Origin of the sequence: Paenibacillus auburnensis (genome assembly GCF_927798115.1) — a bacterium.
In the GTDB taxonomy this organism is placed as follows: Bacteria; Bacillota; Bacilli; order Paenibacillales; family Paenibacillaceae; genus Paenibacillus_AQ; species Paenibacillus_AQ auburnensis.
Window position 1 is genome coordinate 211,595 of sequence record NZ_CAKMMG010000007.1, and the last position, 14,116, is coordinate 225,710.

The window sequence follows — 14,116 nt, forward strand, 5'->3', positions numbered from 1 at the left end:
AATGAAGCAACCGGCAAAAGAGGACCAGAGCCATCCGCTCTTCCGGCAGGTCTATGAATATATGCTGAACCGGATGGAGCGGGGAGAGTGGAAGGCCCATGATAAGCTGCCGTCGATCCGCGGGCTGGCCGAGGAATTGAAGGTGCACCGGCTGACGGTGTTCAAGGCCTACAGGGAGCTGACTGACAGCGGCAAGGTATATGTAAAAGACAAGTCCGGATATTATGTCTCACCGGCTAACCTGCTGCGGGAGGAACGAACGGTTGAAGGAGCCGCTGTGCCGGCTTATTCACTGACCAACCCCATGTCCGATATCCAGCGGATGCCGGTGACCTACCAATTCTCCCAGGCGCTGATTGATCCAGGTCTGCTGCCGAACCTCTTTCTTTCTGATTATGTCAAAAAGGTGTTCGATCTCTATCCGAAGGTCATGGGAACTTATTCTTCGGTGCAGGGGGATGACGAGCTGCGTGAGACGCTGAGTGAGCATTTCCATAAGCATTACAGGCTGCAGCTGTCGCCGCAGGAGCTGTTAATCACTTCAGGGGCGCAGCAGGCCATCAATCTGATTGCCGGACTTGTGCTCGGGCCGATGGACCCTGTGCTCGTGGAGCGTCCGACGTACAGCGTGGCTTTGGATATTTTTCGCCGGGCGGGTGCCCGGCTGATTCCGGTGGAGATCACACCTGAGGGTTATGATCTGGAGGCGGTGGAGGCGCTGATGCGTAAATTTAAGCCGCGGATGTTCTATATGAATCCGACTCATCACAACCCGACCGGCTACACCGTTCCGGCGCGGCAGCGCAAGCAGCTGGTAGAGCTGGCGGAGCAGTACCGCTGCCTGCTGGTGGAGGATGATCCCTTCCGCGATATCTATTTCGGGGAGGCGCCTCCGGCGCCGTTTTTTGCCTACGATACCGAGGGCTGGGTCATTTATATCAGCAGCTTCAGCAAGTATGTGGCTCCGGGACTGCGGATTTGTGCAGTGGCCTGCCGCCATCCGTTTATGGAGCGGCTGATCACCGCTAAATCCCTGGCCGACAACGGTTCCCCGCTGCTCAACCAGAAGATTTTTCTGCACTATTACACCTCGCCGCGCCTGCAGCAGCATCTGGGCAAGCTGCGGATTGCGCTGCAGGTGCATAAGGAGATTATGGAGGAGGAGCTGGCATCAAGCGGCTGGGAGTGGACCGCACCGGAGGGCGGACTGAACCTGTGGGTGAAGCTGCCGGATTCCGTTTCTGCCTCAGCGCTGTTTGCGCGCAGCATGGAACAGTCGATTTCTTTTGTCCCCGGTGAGCTGTGTGATCCGCTGGGAGAGATGAAGTCCCGGCTGCGCCTAAGCTACTCCTTTGCCAGTGAAACGCTGCTGCGGGAAGGGATGCGGCGCCTGATGAAGCTGGCGCGTGAGCTGTGAGTGTAAGGCGGGGGATGGGAAGATGAGGATGAGTATGAGTATGAGTATGAGGAGTGTGGCGTTGATTGAGAGGTATAAATACCTTTGAATTCGCCAGAATCGGGGCGGAGGGCGGAATTAGTGGGATAAATCCCTTTGATTTGGCCGAAACCGGGGTGGAGGACGGAATTAGAGGGATAAATCCCTCTGAATTGGCTGAAACCGGGGTGGAGGGCGGAATTAAAGGGATAAATCCCTTTGAATTGGCTGAAACCGGTGTCCCTGGCACATATACTCTTGAACTGTTTTGCCCCGCTCAATTTCGTTCACAGGGAAGCCGCTGACCTCTACTGTCGACGGATTAACGTTGGTGGTCCTGCGGGAGCGGGAAGCCGGATCAGCTTATGTAAAGATAGGTGTGTTTAATGAGCTGATGCAGCCAATGAGGTGTTACAGAATGTACGCGTTATGGCGTTCATTCCCTATCATTAAAAGGACCAGCCGGAATACCTGCTGGTCCTTTTGCATTGCTTTGAATCCTTATACCCAGCCGAGCAACCGAACGATTTGCGCTACGGCAAAGGTTACGGTGATGGCGATGCCAAGCGGGATGACGGCGGAGAGGACCGCCCATTTCAGGCTCTTGGTCTCCTTATAAATATTCACCAGGGTTGTGCCGCACGGATAGTGGAGCAGGGAGAACAGCATCATATTCAGTGCGGTCAGCCAGGTCCAGCCATGGCTCAGGAAAATGTCCTTGATGCTGCCGAGCCCATCAACGTCAACCATCGCACCTGAGGACATATACCCCATCAGCAGAATCGGCAGCACGATCTCATTGGCAGGGAGTCCGAGAATAAAGGCCATGATGATAAAGCCGTCCATGCCCAGCAGCTGGGCAAACGGATCAAAGAAGGCAGCCATATGGTTAAGCACGCTGTCCCCGCCGACTACTACATTACCGAGTACCCAGGTAATGATCCCAGCAGGAGCGGCGACGATGATGGCGCGGGTCAGTACGTTCAGCGATTTTTCTTTGGAGGAGCGCACAATCGTCTTCCAGATCTGCGGCCGGCGGTAAGGCGGAAGCTCCAGTGTGTAGTGGGTCGGCACCCCGCGGAGTGCGGTTTTGGACATGACCCAGGACACAGTCAGGGTGACGGTGATGCCGATCAGCACAATGCCCATCAGGACGAGGGCAGTCGAGAAGGTACGGAGTGCACCGGTTGTGGCAGCCCCGACCATGAACATGGAGGACAGCAGAATTAGGGTAGGCCAGCGGCCGTTGCACGGTACGAAGTTGTTGGTCAGAATCGCCAGCATCCGTTCTCGGGGCGATTCAATGATGCGGGTGGAGAGGATAGCGGCGGCGTTGCAGCCGAAGCCCATCGACATCGTCAAGGCCTGTTTGCCGTGTCCACCGGATTTCTTGAACAGGCGGTCCATGTTGAAGGCGACACGCGGCAGATAACCGAAGTTCTCCAGCAGCGCAAAGACCGGGAAGAAAATCAGCATCGGCGGCAGCATCACGCTGATGACCCAGGAGGTTCCCCGGTAGAGTCCCAGCACTAGCACACCATGCAGCCAGGAGGGGGCATTCACCGCTTCAAATCCGGCTGTCAGATAACCTTCGATCCAGCCGAAGAGCGAGGCCAGCCAGCCGGAAGGATAGTTGGCCCCGGCAATCGTAATCCAGAACACGAGACCAAGTCCGGCAAGCATGATCGGGAATCCCCAGAGTCTGGAGGTAACGATCCGGTCAAGCTTATAGGTGCTGCCGAGTTTTTTTCTATCCTGGTAGGTGACGGCATCGCTGCAGATACCTGCCGATACCCCGTAAATTCCGCTGACGATTTCATCGCGGATCGCGCCCTTGTCTGCGAGCTTCTTGGCTGCAGACAGCAGAGAATCCATCGGGTCCGGACCCTTAATGACATGCGGTGACTCCATGGCCGGCCACCTCCTTCGTTTCGTATCTTTTGCTCCCTCTCATATGGGCTTTGAGCGAAGTCAGCAGGCTGTTGTCACCATCCAGTAGCCGCAGGGCAATCCAGCGTGCCGGATACCGCGAGCCAACAGTTTGCTCTACCAGAGGAATCAGCTCGGCAATACCCCGCTCAATGTCCTCGCTGTAAGTGATCTGCAGCGGCTTCCCGGTGAAGGCGCCCGTCGCTACACGCTCCAGCTGATTCAATAGCGCCTCGATCCCGATCTCATTACGTGCCGAGATCGCAACGACCGGGACACCGAGTCTTTTCGAGATCGCTTTTAAATTGATGTCAATGCCAAGCTTCTTAGCTTCATCAATCAAGTTGATGCAGATTACCGCCCGTCCCGTGATTTCAAGCACCTGCAGGGCAAGGTTGAGATTGCGCTCCAGCGAAGTGGCATCCAGTACGACCAGTGTCACATCCGGCTGTTCAAAAATAATGTAGTCCCTGGCGGCCTCTTCATCTGCGGAATTGGAGTACAGCGAGTACGTACCCGGAAGATCCACGGCGCGGTAGACATGCTGGTTATGGGTGAATTCACCCTCGGCGGTAATGACGGTCTTGCCTGCCCAGTTGCCGGTGTGCTGGCGCAGGCCGGTCAGCAGGTTAAAAAGCGTGCTCTTCCCTGTATTGGGATTGCCGGCAAAAGCAACCGTATAGTGGCTCATGCCCCTTCACCTCCAATCAAATGTCCGTAAATCAACGAGCTTTCTTCCCGCCGCAGGGCAATGGTCGTATTACTTACCCGAAAAGCGATGGGATCTCCAAGCGGACTGCGCCGCAGCACCTCAACGGCATTGCCGACCACAAAACCGAGGTCGAGCAGCCTTCTTCGCAGCACGCCCTGAACTTCAATGCCGCTGATGCGCAGCATACTGCCGTTCGATGCTTCAGACAAGGGGATACCGGCTCCAGCCATAGCAGTTCCTTCTTTCATTATGGATTTATGATGAATATATGGACGAAATAAGTATAAGTTGTGCGCTGATGATAGATTATTGTACTGTGCCACAATATTAGTATACGTAAACAACTTTGTCCCTGCAACAAAAAAGTTTCCCTAGGGAAAAATAAAATAACCCCTGCCTGAAGTGCAGCAAATGCTGCAAATAAGGCAAGGGTTTAAAGAAGTCGCAGATGAATCTGCGGCAGATTAGCATGAATCTAGCGTGGTACCAGCATGACTCCAGCGTAATAGGTCGTAGTCCGGCTTGGTTCCAGCATGACTCCAGCGTAATAGATCGAAGTCCGGCGCGGATCCAGCATGAATCTAGCATGACTCCAACATGAATCCAACGTGGTACCAGCATAACTCCAGCGTAGTCGGGCGTGACTCCAGAACGACTCCAGCGTAATAGATCGTAGCCCGTGTGGTTCCAGCATGACTCTATCGTAGCAGAGCGTAATCCGTAGTGGTTCCAGCGTAGTCGGGTGTGACTCCGTAGTGGTTCCAGCGTAGTTACAGCCCGGCTCCCGTCAATCCCAGACCCGGTTGTAGCAAACCAAGGTCAGGCTGTAACGCCGGCTGAATTCAAGACCGCCTATTTCCAGCTGCCAAAATCAAGAGTGCCTCCGGTTTCCGCCAGCGTCTTTATATTGCTCAGAATCTGCCACCAGGCGCTGTCACTCGGACCATAGGAAGGGTCCTCCGGATGCCATTCGTCATGGATGAGTGTAAGCTTAGTGCAGCCGCCCACCGGTGCCAGCAGCCAGGAGATGCGGGATTCATAATTGATGCCGCCCTTCAGATAGGAGGGTCCGACCTTGTGCGTGAACCGCAGCGCTTCCCGGGGCGTGAATTCAAGTAGTGTGCCATACACATGCAGAGTCTCGCTGCCGTCTGCACCCGGTCCCACGTACTCCAGTGGCTCCCCCACTACAAAGCTGGAACGGATGCTGCTGCCATAATAGATTTGCTTCACTTTGTCAGGGGAGATAAGACACTCCCAGACCTGTTCTGGTGTTGCGCCAATATAGAACTCGTACTTTAGTTCTTTCAATATTGTTCCTCCTCTGGGTTCTGGATACCTCAATCACAGCTCCAATATACAAAAGAATCACTGACAGCTGCGGTCAGTGATTCCGAAAGATTCAAGATTCCGTATAATGGGCGGAAATACCGGCAGCTATAGCTGCAAGCTTCTGCTTCAAGGCGGCAGGTTCAAGGATAGTCAGCGACTTGCCGTAGGGCAGCAGGAAGTAAGCCGCGAAGCCGAATAACGAGGCTTCATCCAGCAGGAAACGGGCCTCTCCCGGAATCCGCTGCTCCAGCGAATGGCCGAACAGCCAGTGGCTACACAGGTCATTCAGCACCTCTTCACCCGAGGCAATGACTACCGGGATCAGTGCTGTCTCCTGATCCTGGCCGGGAAGCAGGCTCCTCAGCAGAAACTCCCGTGCCGAGAATCCCGGCGGACGATGGAAGCAGGCTCCTGTCCGCTCCAGTCCGGCAATCCGGTCCACACGGAAGCTGCGGATGTCCTGGCGCTGGTGGCAGAAGCCGGCCAGATACCACCTACCCTTCCAGAGCACTAGCCCATAAGGATCGATGGCACGCACAGAGAACGCCTCACCGCTGCCCTTGCGGTATTCCATCTGCACTGTCAGCCCGTCTGCGGTGCAGACCTCCAGCTCCTCCAGCAGATGAGACAAGGGTGTGGAAGGGGTATGCAGCATTTCGACACCACGCTCGTGGCGTTCCATCTGCGACAGTTGCTCGTCATTGCTGTAGCGCTTAAGCTTGGCAATGGCTCCGCTTAGGGCCTCGACATAGGGGTACCCGCTGCCCTCTGCAAAGGCGGAAGCCTGTACGAGCGCCCGGCGCTCAGCAGCGTTGAAGAAGAGCGGAGAGGCGCTGAAATGCTCCGGCAGCCGAAAGCCGCCGCCCGGTCCGGCATCTGCGATGACAGGAACACCGCTGGCGCAGAGCGCATCAATATAGCGGTACACTGAACGGACGCTCAGTTCAAGACTTTCTGCCAGCTCGGCGGCGGTTCTTTTGCGCTGCTGCAGCATCCAGAGAATAGACAGCAGATGATCGGCTTTGGACATCCGGCAGAAGCCTCCTGTTGTAGCATTAATTTCCCCATTATTCCATAATTGCTTACAGGCTGTCAAAAGACAGAGGGCTGCTTCCGGAGATCATACCTTAAGAGGGAGTGCTCTTGAACCGGCTGCGCAGCAGAATGGAAACAGCCAGCAGCAGCGGGACGGCTATCTGAAACAACGGGTCAATCTTCAGGCTGGGTCCAAGGCCGATGGCAATATGCTGCGAATAATCCCGCTCCACAAAGGAAGCCCCGTAAATGACGGCGCCCACAGGGAACACCCACCATTTCATTGGTTTGCCGGTCAGCCCGCTTATACCTTTAACCGCACAGAAATAGAACACCATCATTTTGATCAGCAGGCCGACGAAGAGCTGGATGGTTACCAGAATGTCGAGCCGTTCCACAAAATGCAGATTGGATAAGGTGCGGACTGTTTTCAGAAAAGGCAATTGGCTGATTCCCGCAACCGTGGGTCCGAGGACGGCCACATTGAGTGCATTCATGAAGATTAGAAAAAGGCTGATCGCAATATAAGCTGAAATTGTATTTCTCACCGGCACGCCGGGTTTCTCCCATAAGGACCACAGCATCAGAAATACAAGCATTTGGCCGAAGGGAAAAGAGACAATATCCGGCAGTGCCGCATCCAGGATCGGCCTTAGCCCGCCCTCAAAGACAGGAGCCAGGCGTCCAAAATCGATGGAGCCCATAATTCCGAGCAGCAGGATCAGCAGGCCGTAGAAGAATAGAACTATCGGGAGCAGTACCTCCGGCAGCCGGAAGAGCACCGCGGTTCCCTTCCAAATGGCGTAAAGCGCAATGAGGATGAAGACGAGCATCGTAATGGACATCGGTGTTGTCTGCAGTAACGTAAGTGAGGTCAGTTCGCCTAAATCCCGGACATTACGCATCGATTGGTACGCGAAATAAAGGCAATAAATCCAGCCGACGATGGAGCCGGCTGTGCCTCCGAAGTGGAATCTCAGCATGCCGATAAGATCAAGTCCCCGCGAGCGTTGCTGAATCCACAAAAGAAGCAGAAGCAGAAGCAGGCCGGACACTGAACCGGCGCACATTGCCAGCCAGGAATCCTGCTTCGCCTTGCCGCCAAGCAGGAACAGCGGTGTGCTGCCAATTTCAAACAGCATGACCATAAATGAGATTTGCAGGGCTGACACCTGCTCTTTACTATGCATCTCTGTATCATCAACCTCCTAACCATTCAATGATGACTCTGCCTGCAGGCTGGAAAATAGCTGTGTACAGGGTAGCGATGCTGAAGTGGGGCGTCTCTGTAATGCCGCAAATATTCACATAGGCACACCAGGCAAGGATGCAGCCGAACCACAAGCGTTGGAGCTTTGCCCCTCTACCTGTCAGCCTTCTGCAGCCCCATAAAAAGCCAAGGACATACAGGATAAGAGTGATGGCTATTTTCATCACACAGCCCTCTATTTCTGCTGAACGGACTTAAAGGATTTGTTGCTGAGGCCTGTCCGCTCAATTTTTATCGAGACATGGGGGCGGATCTCAATGTCCCGGAATACATTGTCCCAGCTTTTGGTCTGCTCAATCTGTTTCCAGCGCTTGCGGTCACTGCGGTGAATTCTCACCGCGAAGCCGGTAACATCAGCTCCCAGCTTCCGCACCTCGGTCCACGAGTTATTGACAAGCTCAAGCACATGCTGCTCAATTGATGCCTCCATCCCTGAAATGGATGCCCGATCATTCAAATCCATGTCGCTGCCCAGCTCTGTTAATACTCCGCTGCCTTTGATATGGATGTCCATGACGTAATGATCCTTATCCCAGATGGGACGAACGGAGGTGCTTGAATTCTGGAGAATAAACGAAGCATCCGGAGTTTCGCCTGTCTTGGGGTGGGAGGGAAAGGCTATGGTGGCTTTGTTGATTTTGTCGGTTATAAAAGACAGGCCGAAGGCCTGTTTTTGTGTCAGCCAGCCGATCAGCTTCTCGCCTTTGAGTACGCCCAGCTTGCCAAGTGCCAGCCGGGAAGGCAGGTCTGTCACTGCGACTTCAGTGGTTTCATCCATTATTTTATGCCCGGTTAACCGGATCTCCGGCAGCACCGCGCTCCCGGATTCAGAGGATAGGGCCATGGCCAGCTCGTAGAGGCGCACCCCGGGATAATAGGAGACCAGCCTGGATTCTTGCTCTATCATCAGCTGGATGCCTGCGCCCTGATTTTTGGTCATCTGCATGAGCTGGTCCAGAATAGCTCCCGCTTCTCCTTTAGCAAGAAACACAAAGACCGTTTCACGGGCATCCTGCTTGCGCAGAAACATATCAATGATCTGGTTGATCCCGTGTCTGGCCATAGCCTCGCCCAGCACAGTAATCCGTGAATGGGAAAAAAACATTTCGCGGGTGCTGGTCAGGTTGGTTTTATCAATGGCTTCCATGATCGTTTTTCCCTTTACGGTGAAGGTGATGAACGGCGGTGAAGTGGTGCTCCCGCCTGCACTGCCTCCCATGCCGCTGGCGCCGGACGAAGGGTTGATCACCTGGTAGGTGGCTTTCCACTGATTATCCTCCCAGTCATAGGCCGAACCTGAGGTAATGCCGAGCTCATTGAGCTCCCGGTTATCCCAGCAGCCGGTAATCAAGGTGGACAAGAGGGGGAGACAGAGCAACAGGCAGGAGGTTTTTCTCGCTGTAAGCGGGGGCCGTCCCGCAGGTAGTGGCAGATTGGATTCCGGCTGAATGGCCTGCTTCCGCTGCTTCATGTTTCACACTCCCTTCTTTTGGCTCTGGCGCGCTGGATCCGGTGAAGCATAATGGCTGCCAGCGGGACGAGCACATTGAACAGGAAGAAGGTCAAGAACCTTCCTTCCTTGTTATAGAGATTCAGTTTGTCTATGTTCTGCCAGTTAAACAGGCACTCCAAGGCGATAACCAGCCCTAAAGCCCCGATAAACGGCCGGCTGCTGCTTACCCGGAAGGTTTGCTTGAAGCACTCTATAGTTACAAACAGGAAGATGGAAAATTTGAGATAGATGGACAGCACCCAATATGAGATGAACAGGATATCCAGCTTCTCGAAAAATCTGCCGAAATGAACCACTCCGGCAGCCGAGAATCCCGGGTAGGCACTTAGCTTGATAAACTCAGGTCCGAACACCATTAACGCTGTAACCAGCGAAAAGAGCATCAGCACAGCAACAAACAGAAGACCCACCCACCCGGCGATCCGTGCTTTTTGCGGATCCTTGAGATACGGTGCCAGGAACAGCAGCACGGCCACTTCAGACATCCAGGTAGTCGGTGTAATACTGGCCAGCGTCAATGAAGCCAGGGAATGATCAAACATCGGGAGCAGGTGGTGCACGTTCATTTCATGGATTATACCGAACAAGAACAGCGGCGCGAAGAATCCATAGAGCAAGATTACGATGCTGTTCACTCGGGCTATGGATTCAATGCCCTGTCTGACCATATAAATCGTAATGAGTAGGATCAGAATGACAAGGACGGTCACTGGTGTGTTCAGCAGCACATTATCTTTAATGAAATTGACGAATTCTCGCAAGATCGTGGCGGTTGTATCCAGATAGAACTGCAGCATAAAAAGACCCAGTACCGTGGCTACGATCGGCGAGCTTCGTTCACCCACCCATGTGAGAAAGGGAGCGCCGTTGCTTACGCGGATGGCTGTTCCGACGATGGCGGCAACAATCAGTCCGGCCACGGTGGATAATAGAATGGAGAGTGGCGCATCCTGCTCGGCATAGTTACTGATAATGACGGGGAGGACGACGGTAGCTGTCGGCAGAATCGTATTGATGACAAGCATGGCAGCTTGGGCGGTATCAATTTTTCCATTCAAGCCTGATCCTCTCCCTGCGGTTTTTTTTGCTGCCCTGATAGTTGCGCTTTCTTCTTCTGATCTTCAATCGACTGCGGTTTCTGATCCGGACCTTGTCTGCGCGTTTCTTTACCCAGGCTGGTCTTAGGCCGCATAGGCATATTCCAGAGCGGGACACGGATAAAGATATCTTTCAGGTAGCGCGGGATCATCGGAGCCACTGGTGACAGGTAAGGTACGCCGAACGAATACAGTCCTGCCAAATGGATCAGCAGCACCATCAAAAAGGACATAATGCCGAACAGACCAAGCGTGGCGGCAATCAGCATTAGTAAAAACCGGATCAGACGAATCGAGTTGGCGATAGCCAGCGAAGGAATAACGAAGTTGGAAATGGCTGTGAACGAGACGACGATGACCATCGCCGCCGATACCAGACCGGCAGAAACCGCTGCTTGTCCCAGTACCAGCGCCCCGACAATCGAAATCGCCGGACCAATGGTGCGGGGCATCCGTACTCCGGCCTCACGCAGCACATCGAAGGTAAGCTCCATGAGCAGCGCTTCTGCCAGCGCCGGCAGCGGCACCCCTTCGCGCTGGGCGGCCAGACTGATCAGCAGTGTGGTCGGCAGCATTTCCTGGTGAAAGGTGGTAACGGCAATATACAAGGCAGGCAGCAGCATAGAGACAAAGAAGGCGCCATACCGGATCAGCCGCAGAAAGGAAGAGATATCGTAACGCTGATAATAATCTTCGCTGGATTGAAAAAAATTAAAGAAGGTGGACGGCGCAAGCAGCGCAAAGGGCGTACCGTCAATAATAATCCCAACCTGCCCCTCCAGAAGCCCACCGGCCACCGCATCAGGGCGCTCCGTATTCTGAATGGTAGGAAAAGGGGTTAGCCCGCCATCCTGAATGAATTCCTCGATGTAATTGCTTTCCAGAATACTGTCTGTAATAATACCGTCCAGCCGGCGGCGGATTTCGGCCAGCACCGCTTCACTGGCAATTCCCTGCAGGTAAACAAGAGCAACCCCGGTCCCGGTGCGCTGGCCGATTTTATACTCTTCTATCCGGAGATCAGAGGTTTTGAGTCTTCGTCTGAGCATGGATGTGCCGACCCGCAGGCTTTCGGTGAACCCTTCCTTGGGACCGCGGATAACGCCCTGGGAGGTGGGTTCATTGACGCTTCTCTTCTCATAGCCGGAGGTGTCGGCGGCGAGCGCCATCGTAAGCCCGTTAAATAGAATGAGGGTGTAGCCCTCAAACAGCAAAGACAGCATATGTTCGACGGTTTTACCTTCCTGAACGCCCCCGATGGGCAGCATCTGGTCCTTAATCAGAGCATAGGCTTTATCTGCGGTGATGGCGTCACTTTTCAGTGTGACATGCTCCATCAGCGGCTGAATTACGGTCTGATTAACGGTATCTGCGTTCACGAGGCCATCAATATAAATAAAAGCCAGAGAGAGAGAGCTTAACGATTCATTGGTGAATCTGCGGATGATCACATCCGAGCTTGTACCAATTCTTAGACTGATCTCCTGCAAAGTCTCATCGAGTGAGGGGCTCAGGGGACAAGGCGCGGGGATAACAGTTTCTACAGGGTCTTTAGTATGCTTACGGCCTTGCTTGGAATGAACGGGCACTGCTTCTCCTCCTTCACACTGAATGCTGGATAATGTGGGAGTATTATCCCCCGGCCGTTCATTCCTTATTCTGCCTGCTGTATGAAATTGGTGGACATGAAAAAGAGGGTGTCCGCAGGCCATATGCAGCCGCAGAACACCCTCTGAATGTTAAGCTTCTATGATGTTTACTACCGGGTACTGACAACCAGTGCATTACTGATCAGACGTCCCGGAGTGGTCAAATATTTCCCGTTATAATACAAGCCGCTGGAAGCACCGCCATCCAGATTCATCGCCTGATAAGCGCCTGCCTGCTTCATGATCTGTGCCAGCTGCGGGATGGTAGCCCCGCCGGTGGTCAGCAGGATCAGCTTGTGATCGCGGGTAAGGCCAAGTGCGCTGCGGGCCCCGCCGCCAGTTAATATTTTGGGGTCCTTGAAGCCTTCGGCAGCGACGTTCAGCGATACACTGCCATTTACCAGCAGCCGGGGACCGGCCTGCAGCGCCCCTTCAACGGACCCGCTCTGGAACCGTGCGCTGAACTGACTGCCGGGAATCAGCTCAGCCAGCAGATTGCGGTCATAGGCAAATACCGTCCGGCGGTCACCGGGGCTGTTCTTCAGCATTTTGCCGCCGCTGATGATATAACCATAAGGGGCTTTGTAGGCTCCTTCCGTATAAGCATCAAAAAAAGTTCCGTTGATCGCGGCAACAGCTCCGCTTCGTTTGGCAATGCTGCCGAGCGCTTCCGTCTTGCCGACCGTATTGCCGGCAAGTACAGCATCCAGCCGGACGGAAGGGTGCAGCAGAGAGACGGTAACTGTCTGCACAGAGAATGATCTGGAGCCGACTTTATATGTATGTTTCGCGCTGGTTACGGCAGAGGAGCCCGCCTTCAGGAGCGTTCCGCTTAGGACCGGCAAGGTCGCTTCGGCGCCGCCCAATGTGAGTGTAACGGAGGCGGGCTCTTTGTTCCATTCCAGCCCGATGCCAAGTATCGTGCTGACAAGGGAGAGCGGAACATAGGTCGTGCCGTTCTCGCTGAAGGGCAGATCACTTATCGGAACAGCTTTGCCGTTGACCGAAGCTGAAGCTTGGCCAAGGGTAAGAAGAAGCGAATTTTTGTCTCCGGCAATTTCTATGGATTTCGCATCTGCTGTAAGCCCAGCACGGAGGTCGAACAGACCGTTTAAGAAGCGCAGCGGGATAAACGAATGATTTCCTTTGTCCACATAGACGGCATTTTTAGGCGCAGTAGCCGCCGACGCACCGGGCAGCAGGGATGGAAGCGTGGAGAGCATTAGGAACAGGGTAAGGACAAGGGTGAGTATTTTCTTCAGCATAAACAGAATCTCCTTTTGACTTATTATGTATTGTCTTTATATCGTCAAAAGCGGCGCTGCACTTAAACGTGCGTATAATCGCATGCAGCTGCGTCGGATTTCATATATAATTCTTTGATACTCAATTTCATTTTACGCAAAGGCGGTTAGCTACAATGACAACGATTGGTTTGATCCGGCACGGCAGTACCTTATGGAATAAAGAAGGCCGAATACAGGGCCATACCGATAATCCCCTGGATGAAGAGGGCCTGGAGCAGGCAGCGGCTCTTGCGGAGCGGCTAAGTACGGAAGAGTGGGATTATATTTATTCCAGCGACCTGCTCAGAGCAAGACAGACAGCAGAGGTTATCGCGGCGAGACTTGGTCTTTCTATTGCAGGATTGGTACCGGGAATCCGGGAAATGGACGGCGGCTTGCTTGAGGGCACGACGGAGCAGGAACTTATAGAGCGCTGGGGAAAAGATTGGAGAACGCTTGAGATCGGCCTGGAGAAGAATGAATCCGGCCGGCTTAGAGGAAGCCGGGCGATTGAAGAAATCGCGCAGCGGCATCCGGGCCGGCATGTGCTGGTGGTCAGCCATGGTGCAATCCTCCGCAGCACCCTGAGCGGACTGGTACCTGAACTGGATTTGAGTGTGTTCCTGAAGAATACTTCGCTCACCCGGTTAGTCTATACCGGCAAAACCTGGACCTGTGAGCTCTACAATTGCGCCAAACATATTGAGAATTAGACATCTCAGCTATGCCGGCCGCGCTATTCCAAATCATTCCATGAAGAAACAGACCTGACCTGCCGATAATAAGCATAATACTGATCACTTGCCTGTTTACAAGCTTTTACAGCTGCAGCTGTTCACTATGTTGGTTCGGTTTATT

General features: G+C 53.9%; 13 protein-coding genes. 2 read left to right on the top strand and 11 right to left on the bottom strand.

Annotated elements, in window-relative coordinates:
- Position 1: 1 nt before the first annotated feature.
- Positions 2–1,417 (top strand): aminotransferase-like domain-containing protein, encoded by a 1,416-nt coding sequence (locus L6H70_RS21205; RefSeq protein ID WP_236336112.1) that lies wholly within the window; start codon positions 2–4, stop codon positions 1,415–1,417.
- Between the two features lie 519 nt (positions 1,418–1,936).
- Here the strand turns inward: L6H70_RS21205 and L6H70_RS21210 are convergent.
- From L6H70_RS21210 to L6H70_RS21260, 11 genes are all read right to left on the bottom strand, one after another.
- Positions 1,937–3,346, bottom strand: coding sequence for a nucleoside recognition domain-containing protein (locus L6H70_RS21210; RefSeq protein WP_236336113.1), 1,410 nt, complete (start codon positions 3,344–3,346; stop codon positions 1,937–1,939).
- On the bottom strand, positions 3,324–4,055 hold the full coding sequence (locus L6H70_RS21215) for a FeoB small GTPase domain-containing protein (RefSeq protein ID WP_236336114.1): 732 nt from the start codon (positions 4,053–4,055) through the stop codon (positions 3,324–3,326). Before L6H70_RS21215 ends, L6H70_RS21210 begins: the two co-directional genes overlap by 23 nt.
- A complete protein-coding gene (locus L6H70_RS21220) occupies positions 4,052–4,306 on the bottom strand; it encodes a FeoA family protein (RefSeq protein ID WP_236336115.1) in 255 nt (84 codons plus the stop codon). The genes L6H70_RS21215 and L6H70_RS21220 overlap by 4 nt, the downstream gene beginning before the upstream one ends.
- 622 nt (positions 4,307–4,928) lie before the next feature.
- Positions 4,929–5,387, bottom strand: a complete 459-nt coding sequence (locus L6H70_RS21225) for an SRPBCC domain-containing protein (protein WP_236336116.1) — start codon at positions 5,385–5,387, stop codon at positions 4,929–4,931.
- A 91-nt stretch (positions 5,388–5,478) separates the two neighbouring features.
- A complete protein-coding gene (locus L6H70_RS21230; protein WP_236336117.1) occupies positions 5,479–6,438 on the bottom strand; it encodes a helix-turn-helix transcriptional regulator in 960 nt (319 codons plus the stop codon).
- 97 nt (positions 6,439–6,535) lie between these two features.
- Positions 6,536–7,633 carry a GerAB/ArcD/ProY family transporter gene (locus tag L6H70_RS21235; RefSeq protein ID WP_236336118.1) on the bottom strand — a complete coding sequence of 366 codons (1,098 nt, stop codon included), beginning with the start codon at positions 7,631–7,633 and terminating at the stop codon, positions 6,536–6,538.
- Positions 7,634–7,643: 10 nt separating this feature from the next.
- Complete coding sequence (locus L6H70_RS21240) at positions 7,644–7,877, bottom strand: hypothetical protein (RefSeq protein ID WP_236336119.1); 234 nt, start codon at positions 7,875–7,877, stop codon at positions 7,644–7,646.
- An 11-nt stretch (positions 7,878–7,888) separates the two neighbouring features.
- Entirely contained in the window at positions 7,889–9,184 is a 1,296-nt protein-coding gene (locus tag L6H70_RS21245) for a Ger(x)C family spore germination protein (protein WP_236336120.1), read from the bottom strand.
- A complete protein-coding gene (locus L6H70_RS21250) occupies positions 9,181–10,284 on the bottom strand; it encodes a GerAB/ArcD/ProY family transporter (protein ID WP_236336121.1) in 1,104 nt (367 codons plus the stop codon). Before L6H70_RS21250 ends, L6H70_RS21245 begins: the two co-directional genes overlap by 4 nt.
- Entirely contained in the window at positions 10,281–11,912 is a 1,632-nt protein-coding gene (locus L6H70_RS21255) for a spore germination protein (protein WP_236336122.1), read from the bottom strand. The genes L6H70_RS21250 and L6H70_RS21255 overlap by 4 nt, the downstream gene beginning before the upstream one ends.
- Before the next feature lie 170 nt (positions 11,913–12,082).
- Positions 12,083–13,234 (bottom strand): phosphodiester glycosidase family protein, encoded by a 1,152-nt coding sequence (locus L6H70_RS21260; protein ID WP_236336179.1) that lies wholly within the window; start codon positions 13,232–13,234, stop codon positions 12,083–12,085.
- Positions 13,235–13,392: 158 nt separating this feature from the next.
- Between L6H70_RS21260 and L6H70_RS21265 the strand changes: the two genes are divergently transcribed.
- Positions 13,393–13,971 (top strand): histidine phosphatase family protein, encoded by a 579-nt coding sequence (locus L6H70_RS21265; RefSeq protein ID WP_236336123.1) that lies wholly within the window; start codon positions 13,393–13,395, stop codon positions 13,969–13,971.
- The last annotated feature ends 145 nt before the right edge of the window (positions 13,972–14,116 follow it).